General features: G+C 34.1%; 17 protein-coding genes. 14 read left to right on the forward strand and 3 right to left on the reverse strand.

What is annotated here, in order from left to right; translation table 11 throughout:
- The first annotated feature begins 648 nt into the window (after positions 1 to 648).
- The 7 genes from clpB (at position 649) to EAI80_RS08025 (ending at position 8,872) form a co-directional block, all read left to right on the forward strand.
- The gene (gene clpB, locus EAI80_RS07995) at positions 649 to 3,216 is read left to right on the forward strand and encodes an ATP-dependent chaperone ClpB (RefSeq protein ID WP_129981615.1); all 2,568 of its coding nucleotides are present in this window, start codon (positions 649 to 651) and stop codon (positions 3,214 to 3,216) included.
- 91 nt (positions 3,217 to 3,307) lie between these two features.
- Positions 3,308 to 4,042, forward strand: coding sequence for an RsmE family RNA methyltransferase (locus EAI80_RS08000; protein WP_129981616.1), 735 nt, complete (start codon positions 3,308 to 3,310; stop codon positions 4,040 to 4,042).
- 1 nt (position 4,043) lies between these two features.
- Positions 4,044 to 4,817, forward strand: coding sequence for a hypothetical protein (locus tag EAI80_RS08005; RefSeq protein WP_129981617.1), 774 nt, complete (start codon positions 4,044 to 4,046; stop codon positions 4,815 to 4,817).
- A 4-nt stretch (positions 4,818 to 4,821) separates the two neighbouring features.
- A complete protein-coding gene (gene mtaB, locus EAI80_RS08010; protein ID WP_129981618.1) occupies positions 4,822 to 6,129 on the forward strand; it encodes a tRNA (N(6)-L-threonylcarbamoyladenosine(37)-C(2))-methylthiotransferase MtaB in 1,308 nt (435 codons plus the stop codon).
- Complete coding sequence (locus EAI80_RS08015; RefSeq protein ID WP_117458664.1) at positions 6,116 to 7,594, forward strand: UDP-N-acetylmuramoyl-L-alanyl-D-glutamate--2,6-diaminopimelate ligase; 1,479 nt, start codon at positions 6,116 to 6,118, stop codon at positions 7,592 to 7,594. The genes mtaB and EAI80_RS08015 overlap by 14 nt, the downstream gene beginning before the upstream one ends.
- Before the next feature lie 93 nt (positions 7,595 to 7,687).
- Entirely contained in the window at positions 7,688 to 7,873 is a 186-nt protein-coding gene (gene rpsU, locus EAI80_RS08020; RefSeq protein WP_006505139.1) for a 30S ribosomal protein S21, read from the forward strand.
- A 57-nt stretch (positions 7,874 to 7,930) separates the two neighbouring features.
- Positions 7,931 to 8,872 carry a PhoH family protein gene (locus tag EAI80_RS08025; protein ID WP_129981619.1) on the forward strand — a complete coding sequence of 314 codons (942 nt, stop codon included), beginning with the start codon at positions 7,931 to 7,933 and terminating at the stop codon, positions 8,870 to 8,872.
- Between the two features lie 16 nt (positions 8,873 to 8,888).
- Here EAI80_RS08025 and EAI80_RS08030 read toward each other — a convergent pair whose 3' ends face one another.
- Positions 8,889 to 9,890 carry an A/G-specific adenine glycosylase gene (locus EAI80_RS08030; protein WP_129981620.1) on the reverse strand — a complete coding sequence of 334 codons (1,002 nt, stop codon included), beginning with the start codon at positions 9,888 to 9,890 and terminating at the stop codon, positions 8,889 to 8,891.
- Positions 9,891 to 9,988: 98 nt separating this feature from the next.
- Here EAI80_RS08030 and EAI80_RS08035 point away from each other — a divergent pair, with 98 nt between their 5' ends.
- The 7 genes from EAI80_RS08035 to EAI80_RS08065 all read left to right on the forward strand — a co-directional run bounded on the left by EAI80_RS08035 (position 9,989) and on the right by EAI80_RS08065 (position 18,035).
- Positions 9,989 to 10,315: a cyclic-di-AMP receptor gene (locus EAI80_RS08035; RefSeq protein WP_117458661.1), complete on the forward strand. Its 327-nt coding sequence runs from the start codon at positions 9,989 to 9,991 to the stop codon at positions 10,313 to 10,315.
- A gap of 64 nt (positions 10,316 to 10,379) precedes the next feature.
- Positions 10,380 to 11,975, forward strand: a complete 1,596-nt coding sequence (locus EAI80_RS08040) for a Mur ligase family protein (RefSeq protein WP_129981621.1) — start codon at positions 10,380 to 10,382, stop codon at positions 11,973 to 11,975.
- Positions 11,975 to 13,072 (forward strand): DEAD/DEAH box helicase, encoded by a 1,098-nt coding sequence (locus EAI80_RS08045; RefSeq protein WP_129981622.1) that lies wholly within the window; start codon positions 11,975 to 11,977, stop codon positions 13,070 to 13,072. Before EAI80_RS08040 ends, EAI80_RS08045 begins: the two co-directional genes overlap by 1 nt.
- 155 nt (positions 13,073 to 13,227) lie before the next feature.
- Complete coding sequence (gene ppdK / locus EAI80_RS08050; protein ID WP_129981623.1) at positions 13,228 to 15,867, forward strand: pyruvate, phosphate dikinase; 2,640 nt, start codon at positions 13,228 to 13,230, stop codon at positions 15,865 to 15,867.
- 97 nt (positions 15,868 to 15,964) lie between these two features.
- The gene (locus EAI80_RS08055; protein ID WP_161220303.1) at positions 15,965 to 16,963 is read left to right on the forward strand and encodes a DNA-processing protein DprA; all 999 of its coding nucleotides are present in this window, start codon (positions 15,965 to 15,967) and stop codon (positions 16,961 to 16,963) included.
- Positions 16,956 to 17,576, forward strand: a complete 621-nt coding sequence (locus tag EAI80_RS08060; RefSeq protein ID WP_129981625.1) for a rhomboid family intramembrane serine protease — start codon at positions 16,956 to 16,958, stop codon at positions 17,574 to 17,576. Before EAI80_RS08055 ends, EAI80_RS08060 begins: the two co-directional genes overlap by 8 nt.
- Before the next feature lie 33 nt (positions 17,577 to 17,609).
- Positions 17,610 to 18,035: a hypothetical protein gene (locus tag EAI80_RS08065; protein ID WP_022424704.1), complete on the forward strand. Its 426-nt coding sequence runs from the start codon at positions 17,610 to 17,612 to the stop codon at positions 18,033 to 18,035.
- Between the two features lie 103 nt (positions 18,036 to 18,138).
- Here EAI80_RS08065 and EAI80_RS08070 read toward each other — a convergent pair whose 3' ends face one another.
- Together EAI80_RS08070 and EAI80_RS08075 are read right to left on the reverse strand one after the other, a co-directional pair.
- A complete protein-coding gene (locus EAI80_RS08070) occupies positions 18,139 to 18,333 on the reverse strand; it encodes a hypothetical protein (RefSeq protein WP_022424239.1) in 195 nt (64 codons plus the stop codon).
- Between the two features lies 1 nt (position 18,334).
- Positions 18,335 to 18,607 (reverse strand): transposase (locus EAI80_RS08075; protein WP_161220242.1); only part of this gene is annotated, 273 nt, incomplete at its 5' end.

An 18,607-nucleotide genomic window follows, 5' to 3' on the forward strand; every position in this document is an offset into this window, starting at 1 on the left:
TCAAGCCTGCTTGGCTTTGCCCTGTTTCTAGGCTTTCCCTTGTAGCCTTCGTGATACTTCTTCACTGTTCTGTAATCTACGCCATACTTTCTGGCAAGATCTGCATAGTTTGGTTTGCTTTTAGTAAAATCCATTACGCTAAGTTCAGCTTTTAGCTGATAAAAATCATTTGAATTCATCGATATTACCTCCGGTAAGATAATATCAATAAAATGAAAAAAGACAAAATAATTATGTAGGTTTTCCAACATTCTTATGTTGTTTTTTACCTACATTTTTATTTTATCCTTAGCAGGCAGAAAAGAGGATAGACGTAAAAGTTCTTCAATATATTATGGGACACGCCCACATAGATGTAACAATGGACGTATATAACCATGTAAGTGAGATGTCCAGAATTGAGAGTGAAATCACAAGGCTGGAAAGCGTAGCAATTAGCTGACACCAAAAATAAAAAATTGGTGTCAAAATGGTGTCAAATCAAGAAAAAGTGATGATTATAAGGAAGAAAAAGTGTTGCAAACCCCGTAAAATCAAGGTTTGCAAAAAAAATCTCAAATAATTAGCACACAACTGTTGACAGTGCTAAAAAAGGTGATATACTAGCATTAGCACAAGAGGAAGAAGAGTGCTAAAGGAGTGATTGCGATGAATGGTGAAAAATGGACAGAAGCAATGCAGGAAGCATTTGGACGTGCAGCTCAGAATGCGTTAGCTCTGAATCAACAGATTGTTGATGTTGAACATCTCATGTATGCATTATTAGAAGATAGTTCTGGTATTTTCTATAGAGTACTGACAAAACTTAATATCTCTATCCCAAAAGTACAGGATTTATTAAATGCGGAGATCAATAAGAAGCCTAGCGTTGGGCAGGTGACTCAGGATCAGCTTCGTTTAAGCTATGATCTCAATAGCTGGATTGCGAATGCTGAAAGAATTAAGACAGAATATAAAGATGACTATATGAGTGTAGAACATCTTATTCTTGCAATATTTAATACGCAAAGCACTTTTATTAAAAACTTTGTATCTCGTTATAATTTAAATAAAAAAGAAGTTGAAAAAGTAATTAAGGAAATGAGAGGAGGACATAAAGTGGATACTCCAAACCCAGAAAATAATTATGAAGTACTAGAAAAATATGGACGTGATCTTGTTAAAGATGTAAAAGATGGCAAGATTGATCCAGTTATTGGTCGTGATGAAGAAATTAGACGTGTGATTCAGATTTTATCACGTAAGACAAAGAATAATCCGATTTTAATTGGTGAGCCAGGTGTAGGTAAGACTGCAATTGTAGAAGGACTTGCTTGGCGTATAGTTAAGAACGATGTACCTGAAACATTAAAAGATAAAACTTTATTTGAACTTGATTTAGGTTCACTTGTGGCAGGTGCTAAATATCGTGGTGAATTTGAAGAAAGATTAAAAGCTGTCTTAAATGAAATCAAGAAGTCTGAAGGACAAATCATTATGTTTATTGATGAAATACATCAGTTAGTAGGTGCAGGTAAGACAGATGGTGCGATGGATGCGGCCAACTTATTAAAACCAATGTTAGCACGTGGTGAATTACATTGTATTGGTGCAACAACATTGGATGAATATCGTCAGTATATTGAAAAGGATGCAGCCCTAGAAAGACGTTTCCAGAAGGTATTAGTACAAGAACCTGATATTGATGATACAATTGCGATTTTAAGAGGTTTAAAGGAACCATTTGAATCTCATCATGGTGTTCAGATTCAAGATAGTGCAATTATCGCAGCAGCTCATATGAGTGATCGTTATATTACAGATCGTTTCTTACCAGATAAGGCCATTGACCTTATTGATGAAGCATGTGCTTCAGTACGTATGGAAATTGACTCTATGCCTGAAGAACTAGATACAATTACTCGTGATAAGAATCGTCTAGAAATGGAAAGAATCTCTATTGAAAAAGAAGATTCAACTGAAGATAACGAAAAGAGACTAGAAGAAATCAAAGAAAAAATTGCTTCTTTAAATGAAAAGATTGCTGGATTAACTGAACAATGGAAATCAGAAAAGTCTCAGGTGGATCATATCAAGGATTTAAAGAACCAAAAAGTGCGTTTAGAAACACAGATGGCACAGTTTGAATCTCAGGGTAACCTAGAAGAAGCCTCTAAAATTAAATACCAGACTATTCCAGCTATTAATAAAGAAATAGAAGAATATCAGGCTAAAGAAAATGATGATGCATTATTACAGGAAAAGGTCACTGTAGATACTATTTCTGAAGTCATCTCTAGATGGACTAATATTCCAGTTTCTAAGCTAATGGAATCAGAAAAAGAAAAATTATTACATCTTGAAGATATTATGAAGAAAAGAGTTATTGGTCAGGATGACGCCATCACTAAAGTCACTGATGCAATACTTAGAAGTCGTGCTGGTATTAATGATGAGAATAGACCTATTGGCTCATTCTTGTTCCTAGGTCCTACTGGTGTAGGTAAGACAGAAGTGGCTAAGACACTTGCTGAACAGCTCTTTGATAGTGAAAAGAATATCGTACGTATCGATATGAGTGAATATATGGAGAAATATAGTGTCTCTCGTTTATTGGGTGCTCCTCCAGGATATGTAGGTTATGAAGAAGGTGGACAGTTAACTGAAGCTGTCAGACGTGCTCCATATAGTATTGTCTTATTAGATGAAATTGAAAAAGCCCATCCAGATGTCTTCAATATCTTATTACAGATTCTAGATGATGGTCGTTTAACAGATTCTAAGGGTAATGTAGTCAGCTTCAAGAATACAATTATCATTATGACTTCTAATATTGGTTCTCAGTACTTGTTACAGGGTAACAATGAAGAAACACGTAAAGAAGTAGATAATGAATTAAAGATGCACTTCAAACCTGAATTCTTAAACCGTATTGATGAAATCGTTATGTTCAACTCACTTGACTCAAGTGTTGTTTATAAGATTATTGATAAGTTTATTCATGAACTTGAAGGTCGTCTCGAAGAAAAGAAGATTACTCTAGAAGTCACTGATGCAGCTGAAAACAGAATTGCACAAGATGCATTTGATGCCACATTTGGTGCACGTCCAATCAAGCGTTATATTCAGTCACATATTGAAACAATGCTTGCAAGAGAAATAATCAAAGGTACAATCCATGCTAACAGTCATGTAGTCATTGACTATGATAATGGATTTATAGCTAGAGAAGCATAAGTTGTTTGAAAGAAGATAGAACCCCTCTCTATCTTCTTTTTCTTTTCATTGTTTCATAAAAATGGTAGAATGCTAGAGGAGAGAGATGATTATGCAGAGATATTTTATTAAAAATAATTATAGACAAAATGACATCATTATCACTGATGATTCTATGTATAAGCATATTACTAAAGTAATGCGTATGGAAAAGGGTGAACATGTCATTTGTATTGATGAAGACAAACATGTTTACTTATGTGAAATCATCGATACAAAGCAGGGTTTACTACAAATTAAAGAAGAACTTCAGGAAGATAATGAATTAGATGTTGAAGTGACACTTGTTTATGGTTTACCAAAGAGCGATAAGTTTGAATTTGTAATTCAAAAAGCAACAGAACTAGGCGTTACACGTATAGTTCCTTTGCGTGCTTCTAGAAGTATAGTGAAAATGGATGAAGGACGTTTTAACAAGAAAAAGGACCGCTTTGTTCGCATCGCCCAGGAAGCAAGTGAACAATGTCATAGACAGATTGTTCCTGAGATTACACCTCCTATTCAATTATCACAATTAAAGGATTATTTATCTGAAGTGAATGTTGTGGCATATGAGGAAGAAAGTAAGAATGGGGAACATTATGCTTTCACAAAAGCACTCAATGATCTTCATACATCTATTACTATTATAGTAGGACCAGAGGGTGGTTTTGATCTTCAGGAAGTAGAAAAGATGCAGTCAATGGGTGTTGTGCCATGCTCTATTGGTAATCGTATTTTAAGAAGTGAGACAGCACCTTTATATATGCTTAGTGTTATAGGGTATAGAAGAGAATTGGGGGATTAATATGAACTTTATTGCAGTCATTAATAAATACAGCAGGGATATAAAATACAATAAAACAAACTTATATCATTATTGTGAAGAACATAAAAAAGAATTAGAAGACTTGAATATTCGTTTTAAGGTTAAATCAGAAATTGAATTATTCAATATGGAAATCCTTTTGCGTGCACTAGATGTAAAAGATGCAATTGAAGGTTCCTATAATCTTTTTGCGTCAGGTCATTATGATATGTTTGAATATATTACCTATGAAGAAAAAAGAAAGATGTTTAATAATGATTTAAAGAATGTATTAGAAACACTCCCTCATTTTTATGATGAAGAAAGTTCACGAGATATTTATATTCCTATCTATTCTCCTGATATCAATAATTGGTATATCAATGATTATCAGATTCTCTTATTAAAGCAACATGCAGAATATGTGAAGAATCAGCCAATTACACTAGATACTGCTTTTAGATATTATGGACCAGTTGTATTTGATACACCTTTTTCCAGCTTAGAAAAAGTATATGAAAATGAATCTCATATTGCCTATTATTATGAAGAATTAGGCGCTATCTATTTATTTGTGAAAGAAGACTATTCATTGATTTGTCGTATTGTGATTGGCGATGATAATCGTCATTCTAACAGGGCGTCTATTGAAGATGCAAAAGAATTAGTGGTTTATTATGAACATGGTGAATATACACAGTTCATACAATACATGTATGATCATCAATTAATTAGTAATCGTACATACAAGAAATTAATAAAGAAAGTGAAGTGAGACAATGGCAACAGTTGCTTTTCATACATTAGGCTGTAAAGTAAACAGCTACGAATCAGAAGCGATGTTAGAAATATTCAAGAAAAGAGGGTATGACAATATCGACTTTGAATCTCCTGCAGATGTATATGTTATTAATACATGTACTGTCACAAATACAGGGGACTCTAAATCAAGACAGATGATCCGTAAGGCACATCGTACTAATCCTGATGCAGTCATCTGTGTAGTGGGATGCTATTCACAGGTAGCAAGTGAAGAAATCACAGAAATAGAAGGTGTTTCTGTAGTACTTGGAACACAACATCGTGCTTCTATTGTAGACTTTGTAGAAGAATATAAGATGACACATAAACAGATTGTGAAAATAGAAAATGTTATGAAGGTCTCTCGTTTTGAAGACTTAAGTATTCATGCATTTGAAAATAAAACAAGAGCCTTCCTAAAAATTCAGGATGGATGTAATAACTTCTGTACATATTGTATTATCCCTTATGCACGTGGTGGAGTTCGTTCTCGTTCTAAGGAAGATGTTTTAAGACAGGCTCAGGAACTTGTAGATAGAGGGTTTGTAGAAATCGTCTTAACGGGTATTCATACAGCAGGTTATGGTGTGGATTTAGACAATTATTCTTTCTATGATCTATTAGTAGACTTAACAACTAAAATTAAGGGATTAAAGAGATTACGTATTTCTTCTATTGAAATGAGTCAGGTGAGTGATGAAATTATTGAACTTATTGGTAGAAGTCCTATTATCGTAGATCATTTACATATTCCTATTCAGTCTGGTACAGATTCTATTCTAAGAAGAATGGCAAGACATTATAATACAGCTGAATTTGAAAAGAAGTATTTTGAACTTAAAGAAGCATTGCCGGGTATCTCTATTACTACAGATGTCATTGTAGGATTCCCTGGAGAAACAGAAGAAGACTTCGTTGATACATATAACTGGATTAAGAAACTTCATTTCAATCAATTACATGTTTTCCCTTATTCAAGAAGAAAGGGAACACCAGCAGATAGAATGCCAAATCAGGTACCAGGAGATGTCAAGAAAGACCGTGTTAGAAGACTATTGCAGCTTTCTGATGAATTAAAAACTGAATTCGCATTATCTGAAATGAATAAGGAACTAGAAGTGCTTATTGAAGAAGAAAAGGATGGCTACATGGTAGGACATGCCTCTAATTACTTAAAGGTTTTTGTTGCAGATCATTCTTTAAAAGAAGGACATATTTATAAAGTAAAGGTAACAGATCATCGAGGTTATGATTTAATCGGGGTGGTTTCTAGTGAAGAAGCTTAATGAGCTTTTTAAAGTTGAAAGTGATATAAAGATTGAATCTATTCATAGCGATTCCCGTTATGTCAGAAAGGATTCTATCTTCTTTTGTATTGAAGGTCTTGTGACAGATGGTCATAAATATGTCGATGATGCTATCTTCCAAGGTGCTAAATGTATTGTTCATTCTAAGCCGTTACGTCGTTATTATCAGGGTATTGTTTATATTCAGGTATCAGATGTCTTAGATGAACTCAATCGTGTGGCAGATCTCTTCTATGATCATCCTTCCTATAAGATGACAGGAATAGGTGTTACAGGAACAAGTGGTAAAACAGTCGTAGCCCGTGTTGTTGCAAGACTACTAGGACGTTATTTAAAGATGGGCTATGTAGGTAACAACGGAATAGAATATGGACCTACAATGATGCAGATGACTGGTACTACACCAGATCCTATCTGTTTACATCGTAACTTCTATAACATGGTTAAAGAGAATGTGAAGGGCTTTACTCTAGAAGTCTCTTCTCATGGCTTAGCTTTAAAGCGTGTTGATTCAGTTAATTTCAGTATTGCGGTATTTACAAATGCTTATGAAGAACATATGGACTTCCATGGAACTGTAGATAACCTGATGACATCTTATGTTAAACTCTTTAGATTGCTTAAAGAAGGTGGTTATGCCATTCTTAATGCAGACGAAGTACGTTTTAATCATTATCTAACTACTAACTATAAGGATATGGCTGATCATGCCAAAATATTAACCTATGGTATTCATCATAAAGCAGATATTATGGCACGTGAGATTGAATATTATATAGATCATTCAGCATTTAATATCTATATTAAAAATCATTACTATCATGTAGAAGTTCCTATTATTGCACCATTTAATATATCTAACACTCTTGCAATATTGACAACCCTTTATGCCTTAGAAATGACACCGGATGAAATCGTGAATGCGATTAAATATATTCAGCCAGTAGAAGGTAGAATGGAAGTAGTCCCTGTTAAACAGCCTTTCCATATTATTGTTGACTATTGTCAGCATGCACATAACTTTGAAGAAGTATTCAAGTTTGTCCATAGTGTTAAAGGAAATGGTCATTTAATTGCGGTATTTGGTGCACCAGGACGTAAAGATATCCATAAAAGAAGTAAGATAGGTGCTTTAGCTAATAAATACTGTGATTATGTTATATTGACAGAACAGGATGAAAGAGATGATGATATCGAAGGCATCTGTTCACAGATTCAAGAACAGATTGTTGATCCTATTTCAGTGATTATTACTGATCGTCGTTATGCCATTCAGCAGGCAATAGATGCAGCTTGTCCAGGTGATGTTATTTTGATTTTAGGAAAAGGCCATGAACAGTTCATGACATCACTAGTGGGTAATACACCTTATCCCGGAGATAAATTCATTGCTCAGGAATATGCGAAAAAACTCTATAATGAACAATTAGAAGACGATATGTAAAACTTGAAAAATAAAAGTCAAAAAAGGCTTGCATTATTAAAAATCATTGTGTATAATCATATTCGAATTTAGCGGTAAAGGGGGGAAAGTTCAATGGCAAAGACAGTAGTAAGAGAAAATGAATCTTTAGATGATGCTTTACGTCGTTTTAAGAGACAAGTTTCTAGAACAGGAACCCTTGCTGAAGCTCGTAAAAGAGAATTCTATGTTAAACCTGGTTTAAAGAGAAAAATGAAATCAGAAGCAGCTAGAAAGAACCAGAAGAAACGTCGTAGATAAGATTTATTTTTAGAAGAGTCATCTGACTCTTCTTTTTTTCAATGAAAGGATGATTTTATGGAAAAAGTGATTCAGTTAAGTGATTATAGCTTAGATGCCATTCAATTGTTGTGTGGCCCAAGTGATGAAAATATCGCTTTATTGGAAGATGAATTCGAGAATGCAATCAATGTCCGTGGTACAGACATTTATTTAGATCATAGTGATCTTGTATTAGAAAAGGTGATTCAGGTACTTGCTAAACTTACTAAAAAGGATGTACGTATTTCTAAAAGAGATGTGGTGTACGCAATCAAGTTAGGACGTAATGGTAAGCTTGATGAAATGGATTCTCTATTTGATATTCATATTGCCCGTACAAGTCATGGCAAGATTATATATCCTAAGACAATGGGGCAGTTAGAATACTATCATTCTTTAAAAGATCATGATGTGGTATTTGCGATTGGTCCAGCGGGTACAGGTAAAACATACTTATCTGTAGTGTTTGCTGTACAGGCATTAAAGAATCATGAAGTACAAAAAATCATTCTCACTAGACCAGCTGTAGAAGCAGGAGAAAACCTAGGGTTTCTTCCTGGAGACCTTAAAGAAAAGATTGACCCTTACTTAAGACCTCTTTATGATGCACTTTATGATATGTTAGGTGCAGAAAATACAGAGAAATTAATTGAAAAGGGTATTATTGAAATAGCGCCACTTGCTTATATGCGTGGGCGTACACTAGAAGATGCTTATGTTATTTTAGATGAAGCACAAAATACAACAGACAATCAGATGAAGATGTTCCTTACACGTTTAGGTTTTAACTCTAAGATGTGTATTACAGGGGATATTACTCAGATTGACTTACCTAAACAGACAACAAATGGTCTCAAACATGCTATGAAGATCTTAGATGGTGTCAAAGGTATTTCCTTTGTTTACTTAACAGCACTTGATGTAGTGCGTCATCCAGTTGTTGCTAGAATCATTGAAAAATATGACATGAACAAATAAGACTGATTATTTCTAATCAGCCTTCATAATATTTTAATATCTTTTTATGGGCAGTAGGAATAGTTAATTCCTCCTGCTTATTTTTTGTACAGAAGTCAATAGAACGTTTATTAGCTTTAAATACATATACATGCATATACCATGTACGATGAGTAAATACATGCTTAAAATCCTTTAAATGCGATAATACCTCTAAGTTGATCCCATAGTCTTCTTTAAACGCTTCTATAAAGGAATAAGGACTCTCTACTTCATATTGAGGAAGTAAATACATATTTTCTAGCAGCCTATTTTTATTTTTAATAAGCATCACTTCATCATCATATACTACAATACCTGTAATATAAGATAAGCTTTTTTTATTTACTTTTTTTATATTAATAGGTAGTACGTCCTGCTTATTTGTCAAATAGGCAATGCATTCCTTTTGAAGTGGACATTCATTGCAATGAGGGTGAACAGGTAAACATACCGCATTCGCAAAATCCATAATCCCTTGATTAATCTTTGCTGAATCATAACCAATAACGAGTTGATTACCTATATCTGTAATTGTCTTCACAGTCTTATTTAACGCAATATTCTCTTCTATCGCATATAATCTACTCAATACTCTTAATGCATTTCCGTCTACCGCAATATAAGGCTTATGATACGCAAAACTCATAATAGCACTTGCAGTATAGGGTCCTACACCAATAAGCGCGAGAATGTCTTTATACTCCTTAGGGAATGTATCTTTAATCAGATTAGCACTCTTATGAAGATGCAATGCACGACGATAATACCCTAACCCTTCCCAATACTTATAGACTTCTTCTATTGTTGCATTCGCAAGTGTTTCTATATCCGGAAATCTTTCAATAAAACGTTTATAATAGGGAATCACTGCAGTGACAGTCGTCTGTTGCAGCATAATCTCACTTACCCAGATTTTATAAGGGTCTTTAATATCTCTAAAAGGAAGATCACGTTTATTGACTTCATACCACTTTATTAATTTTTCTTGTATACTCATATAAATCACCATGAGTCATTATATAATATGTATGTATTTTTGTCTTTGAATATGCTAGAATATATGTACAAACTAATTCGTATTAGGAGGTCAATAGTATGAAACTGATAATTGCGATTGTGAATAATGATGACAGTTCAACTGTCCAGAGCGCTTTAACTGAAGGTGGATTCTTTGTCACAAAGCTTGCTACTTCAGGAGGTTTCTTAAAGAAAGGTAATACTACATTCTTTGTAGGAACAAATGATGATAAGGTAGATAGCGCTATTGAAATCATTAAAGCCAATGCAAAGAAACGTGTAGAAAAGGAACCTACAGTACCACCTACTGAAATGGGTGAATTCTTTACACCAATCATGGTAGATGTACTTGTTGGTGGGGCAACAGTATTTGTAGTTGACGTTGATCGTTTTGAGAAAATCTAATAATTGAGAAAAAAAGGATGGTCAAACCATCCTTTTTACTTTAAGATATCAACAGGTGATATAAATGAATGAAAATTTTGAATATAAGATTGCAACAAAAGAAGATATAGACGCAATTGTCCAGTTTCTTGCGAAAGATTATTATGAAACATCAAGAGCTTTAAAAGATCCCTGTAAGATGATCTTTTTAGCCTACAGTGGAGAAGTGATTATAGGTATACTAGAACTCTTAGATCTTTCTAATATATCTTTTGTTTATGTATCAGAAGATTATCAGGATACTCTTGTACAAGAAGAGCTGCTTGAACTTGCTGAAAGATTTGTTACAAAAGAACTAACTGCTTATACAGATGAAGAACATTTATCTTTTTTTAAGCAGCATGATTATAGTGTAGATGTAGAATCTAATGGTCGTTATTTATTGAAGAAGACAATCCCTGTTCTTCCTCGTTTTAGTGATTATGATCAGGTTTTAGCGTTTATTGAAGCACAAAAGGATCGAGTTTATTCTCTCACAAACTTTAAGAACTTTATGTATGATTTCTATGATCCTCAAACTAAATTAACATGTGTTCATATTGGCGGTACAAACGGGAAAGGCTCTACAACTAACTATACAAAAGAAGTATTAAAATGTGCAGGCTATAAGGTAGGTACATTTACTTCTCCTGCTTTAGTAAATCGTTTAGATATTATTCGTGTGAATGATAAACCAATTGATGAAGCGACTATTGTGAGATATGCGAATCGTTATATGGATGATTGGATGGCTTATGAGCTTTCTAAGTTTGAAATAGAAGTATTTATCGCAGTCATGTATTTTATTGAACAGGGTGTAGATATTGCCATATTTGAAGTAGGGCTTGGTGGGACATTAGATGCCACTAATATCATTTCACCAATACTTACAGTCAATACAAATATTGGTTTAGATCATATAAACTTCTTAGGAAATACATATGCGAGTATTGCCAGAAGTAAAGCGGGAATCATTAAACGTGGTATTCCTTATATGACTGCAGAAAGAAGATCAGAATGCTTAGATATCTTCTATGAAGAAGCCCATAAGCAGCATTCTTATGTTATAGAAATAAGAAAACCTAAACATGTCTATTATGGTGCTTCTATTTCTTATGATTATCATGGATATCATATATCTTTATCTACTTCAGCACATTATCAGGTTACTAACAGTGCACTTGCGATTAATATATTAGAATATATTAGAAAAGAATTCCCATTCAAAGATGCAGATCTAGAAAAAGGAATGCATGATGCAGTATGGGAAGGACGTTTTGAAACAATTCATCAAAATCCTTTAATTATCCTAGATGGTGCACATAATAGAGAAGGAATGGATGCCTTCTTTGAAAGTGCCCGTGATTTTAGTGATATTAAAATCATCTTTTCCGCACTAGGAGATAAGGATACTCATCATATGTTAGAAAAATTATTATCTTTATCAAAGGATATTACTGTTACTCAGTTTGATCATCCTCGCCGTGCAACTGCCAAAGCTCTTGCAGAAGACTTCCCAGTGAAGATTGATGAAGACTGGAAACATGCAGTAGATGAGGCTTATAGTCATAAAGGTGTTGTATTTATTACAGGTTCTCTCTATTTTATTTCTAAAGTGAGACAATATATCTTATATAAATAATGAAGAAATTTATTAAATATAAATGGCCTGATGAGGTTATTCATGCATTAGGTGATATGGGAATGATTGCGCCTGGAATAATCCAGAAGAAATCGTATAGACTTATTGAGAAGAGTCAATCATTTATCTTAAATGTTGATTCTTCCAAAGATCGTCTGTTATCCATTATTCCACCTTTACTTGCATCTATGATTCATGAAGAGAAAACTCAGATTATCTTGCTTGGACATAAAGAAGAGTTGTTATCATCTTCTTTTGATATGAAAGAATATAATAAATACACACAATATCGTTTTGTTACATCTTATCCTGGTACCAATACATTTGAAGAATGCCAGACAATTTATAAGGGTATTGATATACTCTTTACTACGCCTTCTAAACTATTAGAATATATGAGAAGACAAGTGATAGATACTAACTTCGTCTCGTATCTCATTTATCAGGATTCTCATAGCTTTTCTAGTGAAGAAATAAGAGAAATAAAGGAAATCAAGAAACATCTTCCTTTAGACTGTTCAAGTATTCTTTATGGACTTCATCATCATGAGTTCTTAAAGAAAAATATTCATACTACATTGCATGTTGATTCTTCTAAGGTAGAATGTACACATTTCTTATGTAAAGAACCATATTTCAATACAGAAAAGAAACAGATTATATTTGTAGAAAGCTATGAAGATATTCTTTATTATGCTGAAAAACTGAATGTCAATTTTGTGATTCATCAATTTATGAATCATGCTTCTCAGTATCGCATCATGCATGAGTTTAATAAAAAGGGTGGCCTTTTGATCGTATCTGATATGGCTTCACGCTATTTATCTTTGCATTGTGACACAGTGATTCATCTAGGAACGACTCATATAGACCAATATATGTCTCATTTATCCCGTGTTTTAGGTGTGAAGCATTCTTATATCTATGATACAAAGTTCACTAAGAAACAGCTTGAAGGAGTCGTTATTACTATTTCAAAAGAGGATTATGATACAAAACATCATCTTCTTTATGAAACAATAACTAAAAATCCAGACATGCTTCAAACATTACAAACTGATCAATTAATTACGATTATCCATCATTTAGCCCTATAGGAGAAAAATGTTGTTATTTTTTTAACAATAATAATTCCCTTATATAGGGCTTTTTTTAAATGTGTAATCAATTACAGAAAAGAAAGCGTTTGCAAGTAAGCCCTTACAAGTGTATAATGAAATAAGTGAAAAGACATAAGGAGGATTTAGTAGTTATGAAAAAATATGTTTACTTATTTAGCGAAGGTAACAAGGATATGCGTAATCTCCTTGGTGGTAAAGGTGCCAACCTTGCTGAAATGACAGGTATCGGTTTACCTGTACCTCAGGGATTCACAGTGACTACAGAAGCTTGTACACAATATTATGAAGACGGGAAAATGATCTCAGATGATATTAAAGGACAGATTGTTGAACACGTTAAAAAGCTTGAAGAAATCACTGGAAGAACTTTAGGTGATCCAAAGAATCCATTATTAGTATCTGTACGTTCTGGTGCAAGAATCTCAATGCCAGGTATGATGGATACAGTATTAAACTTAGGTTTAAATGATGAAGTAGCTAAGGAATTCGCTGCAACAACTGGAAATGAACGTTTCGTATATGATTCATATCGTCGTTTCATCCAGATGTTCGCTGACGTTGTAAAAGGATTCCCTAAATCAGACTTCGAACATAAATTTGATGCAATTAAAGAAGAAAAAGGTGTTGAATTCGATACTGAACTTACTGCCGAAGACTTAAAAGAAGTTGTTGCAGTTTATAAAGAAGCTTATAAAGCACATGCAGGTGTTGATTTCCCTCAGGAACCAATCGAACAGTTATTAGCTGCAGTTGAAGCCGTATTTGGTTCTTGGAATAATGACCGTGCCATCACTTATCGTCGTTTAAATGATATCCCAGGTTCTTGGGGTACAGCTGTAAACGTTCAGCAGATGGTTTATGGTAACAGAAGTGATAAGTCAGGTACTGGTGTTGCCTTCACTCGTAACCCAGCAACTGGTGAAAATAAATTATTCGGTGAATATTTAATGAACGCTCAGGGTGAAGACGTTGTTGCTGGTATCAGAACACCTCAGCCGATTGCTACATTAAATGAAGTTATGCCAGAATGTTATGAACAGTTCCAGAAGATCTGTCATATTCTTGAAGACCATTATAAAGATATGCAGGATATGGAATTCACAATTGAAGATGGTAAATTATTCATGTTACAGACTCGTAATGGCAAGAGAACAGCTCAGGCTGCTTTAAAGATTGCTGTTGACATGGTTGATGAAGGCATGATTAATGAACAAGAAGCATTATTAAAGGTTGAACCAAAACAGTTAGACCAGTTATTACATCCAAACTTCGATAAAGAAGACTACAAGGCTGCAAAGGCTGTTGCTACAGGTTTAGCTGCTTCTCCAGGTGCTGCTACTGGACATATCTACTTTACAGCTGAAGATGTTCAGGAAGCACATGCAAATGGTGTACAGGATATGATCTTAGTACGTAATGAAACTTCTCCAGAAGATATCGAAGGTATGAACTTAGCTAAAGGTATCTTAACTGTACGTGGTGGTATGACATCTCATGCTGCAGTAGTTGCTCGTGGTATGGGTACTTGCTGTGTTGCTGGTTGTGGTGTATTAAGAGTTTCTGAAGATAAGAAGACATTAACATTACCAGATGGTACAGTATTAACTGAAGGTGATTATGTATCATTAAATGGTTCTACTGGTGAAGTATTTGCTCAGAAGATCAAGACTGTTCCTGCTGCGATTAGTGGCGATTTTGAAACATTCATGGCTTGGGCTGATAAAGAAAGAAAATTATTAGTAAGAACTAATGCGGATACTCCTAGAGATGCTAAACAGGCTGCGACATTTGGTGCTGAAGGTATCGGATTATGCCGTACTGAACATATGTTCTTCGAAGAAGAAAGAATTTTCAACTTCAGAAGAATGATTACTGCAGAAGATGTAGAAACTCGTAAGGAAGCATTAGAAAAGATTCTTCCATATCAGAGAGGAGACTTTGAAGAATTATTCAAAGCTATGGATGGTTATAGTGTTAATATCCGTTTCTTAGATCCACCTCTACATGAATTCTTACCTCATACTGATGATGAAATCAAACCATTAGCTGAAAGCTTAGGTATGACTTTCGAAGCATTAAAGGAAAGAGTAGAATCATTAAAAGAATTCAACCCAATGATGGGTCACAGAGGATGCCGTCTTGCTGTTACTTATCCAGAAATTGCTGAAATGCAGACAAGAGCTGTTATTGAAGCTGCAATCAACGTAACTAAGGAAACAGGACATCCAGTTACTCCAGAAATCATGATCCCATTAGTTGGTGATGTTAAAGAATTAAAGTATGTAAAGAATGTAGTTGTTAAGACTGCTGATAAGTTAATTGCTGAAAGCGGATTAGATATGAAATATGAAGTTGGTACTATGATTGAAATTCCAAGAGCTGCAATCACAGCTGATAAGATTGCAGCTGAAGCTGAATTCTTCTCATTTGGTACTAATGACTTAACTCAGATGACATTCGGTTTCTCAAGAGATGATGCTGCTAAGTTCTTAGGCGATTACTATTCTAAGAATATCTATGAACATGATCCATTCGCTACTGTTGACCAGGAAGGCGTTGGAGAATTAATGAAGATTGCATCTGAAAAGGGAAGATCAACTCGTCCTGATATCAGACTTGGTATCTGTGGTGAACATGGTGGCGATCCAAAGACAGTAGAATTCTGTCATAAGATTGGATTAACTTATGTATCTTGCTCACCTTACCGTGTACCAATCGCAAGACTTGCTGCTGCTCAGGCTGCTGTAAAAGAAAAAATGGGTATTTTGTAATAACTACTTATCCTTTCACTAGGCCGTTCTTATGAACGGCCACTTTTTTATACCAAAACTATATGATATAATGACATTTAAGAAGGAATATAAGAATATGAAATTACAACTAACATTAAACAGTCTTGCCTTAATATTATGCTGTGGTGATTTGATTCCAAGTTCCACGCAGCCTATAAGTACACAAGAGTGGCAGGAAATAGAGAAAAAATTAAAATCAGCCCATAAAGAACCAAGTATGATTACAGGGATGAGTATTGATACATTAACCCAGATCATAGGTTTAGATGAATTTACAGCTCATAAGATAGAAAAGAGACAAAAGCTCTTACCAGATCTTTTTTATGCACTGCAGAATTTAGAAAACCAGGATATTGGTGTCACAACTATCTATGAAGAAGATTATCCTGCAAGTCTAAGAGTATTAGGGACTAAGATGCCTTTAGTCATTAGCTATATAGGTGATTTATCTTTAAGTTATGGAGTCAATATATCAGTTGCTGGTCCACAGATGATGAACAAGACAATGCGTCATGTCACTAAAGAAATTATGAAAAAAATTTCAAAGGAAGGCTATACAGTAGTTGTGGGTGGTTCTAAAGGTGTAGAAGAACTTGCCTTAAGAACGCAGTTAACTAATAACGGAAATGCGGTATTATTTGTCGCAGATCATATGTTTGATAAAATTAGACTGTATTCTAAATATATTAAACAGAATAAATTAGTTATTATGACTGCCAATGATCCATATGCTTTATTTGATGTCACTCATGCATTAGATAAGAATCTTTATATATGTGGTATGGTCTTTGCCCAGATAGTAACAGGTACGCATATTGGTAGTGGTCCTGTCTGGTTTACTTCTATTCAGAATATCCATTCTCATTGGACAAGACAGCTTGTTTATGAAACATTGGATTATAGTGGTAATATTAGACTCATTGAAATGGGAGAGGCCCATTTTACTGATGAAGATTTAAAATCAGAAGTTACTTTAGCTGAAATATTAGATAATCATGAAACAGTTATTAAGAAAGATGATCCAAGTATTGATCAAATGACAATATTTGAATTCATAGAGGATAAACATGAATAATATAAAAAAATATCCTGTTACTTATACACTACTTGCATTATGTATACTTACTTATATAGGAACAACCTTATTATTTAGTATTGATATGAATGCGATGCAGGGCTTAGCTTGCGGAGGGTTTAATCCATACTATGTTCAAGTTACTCATCAATACTATCGTTTGATTACTGCAAATTTCATTCATTTTGGATTAATGCATATAGTAGTGAATTGTTATTCTATGTATAATCTCAGTTGTTTTGTAGAGTATTTGATGGGTTCTAAAAAGTATTTGATAGTCGTACTTGTATCCATGCTTTCTACCACTGGTCTTCCTTATATTGCATATTTATTATTGGGCGTTGGAGCCCATACAGTAAGTGGCGGTATTAGTGGTGTAATCTTTGGAATCATTGGTGCTATCGGTGCTCTTTATTTGTTCTATCCTACACAGCTTCGCGATATTGCAAGAAACCTAGGAATGAATGTCTTACTGATGTTGTTTATTTCTTTTATTGTACCGACAATATCTTTATCCGGTCATGTAAGTGGGATGATTGGCGGTTTTGTTTCAGCTTATATTATTCTTTATATTAATAAAAGAAAAAGACAGAAGTTCTTTTATAGTTCATAAAGCGTTGATATACTTTATACAAGAGGTGAGTCTATGAATATTGCGATTGTCTACAGTCATACAAGTAAATATGCACATATTCTTGCATCACAGATGGCAAAAACTGCAAGAACACAGGCAATTTCCTTTCAGGACTTTGATTTTCATGCCCATGTTGATCTTCTTGTATTAGGATTTGATTGTCCATGCTTTGGTAAACCAAAGGAAGTGGAACAATTCATTATGCAGCTTGATCGTCACTATGTGAAGAATATTGCTTTATTTTCTACATTCATGTTCTCATCAAAGGCATTAGATGATATGTCTGATTTATGTATGAAACAGGATCTTCCACTTATGCGAGAACAATACTGCTGTAAACTTCCAATAGAACTTCATGCTCATTTATCAGATAATGCGATCAATGGCGGTGTCATCTATGTAGATGATATGATTAATATATGTAGAAATTATTATTGACAGCGTGAAGTTGTCTTTTTGGTAATTTAAAATAACTAGGGGTTTCCTAAATTTTAATTATCACGCAGTAAGGGGTGAATCTCACCCCTTATTTCTTTATAGTCTAGAAGTCTATTTCAGAAATATCTAAATCTAACGATGAGTCTTCATCGTTATTTTTCATTAGAGAAAACTGAATATCATCAATTTGGTGAGAAATAGACTCCAGACGAACAAGTATATCTTCTAAAACTTCATCTTCCTCAAGTATTACTGGTTCATTATCCTCATCAACAATAAGTCTAAATACCTTACTCATATTATTTACCATCCTTTCTGATACTTGTGTAATAGAAGGTTGTATCCTCGTTTAATGTATAAAGGATACGATTGCGAAATCTCTCCCAGTTCAAATAGCCGTTTGAGGCATGCTTGAGGAGCTTGATGGACTTGTTTCTGTTTTCAACGATGGCAGTATTCATCTTTCTGTTTGCCTTGTCATCCACAATTATAAAACTGTTGATGATCTCTTTTTTCCAGTTGGTAAGAGTATTCGCAAAAGGGCTCATCTCTGCAACGGTGCTGCTTCTAAA

The organism is Catenibacterium sp. co_0103, assembly GCF_004168205.1.
GTDB lineage: Bacteria > Bacillota_I > Bacilli_A > Erysipelotrichales > Coprobacillaceae > Catenibacterium > Catenibacterium mitsuoka_A.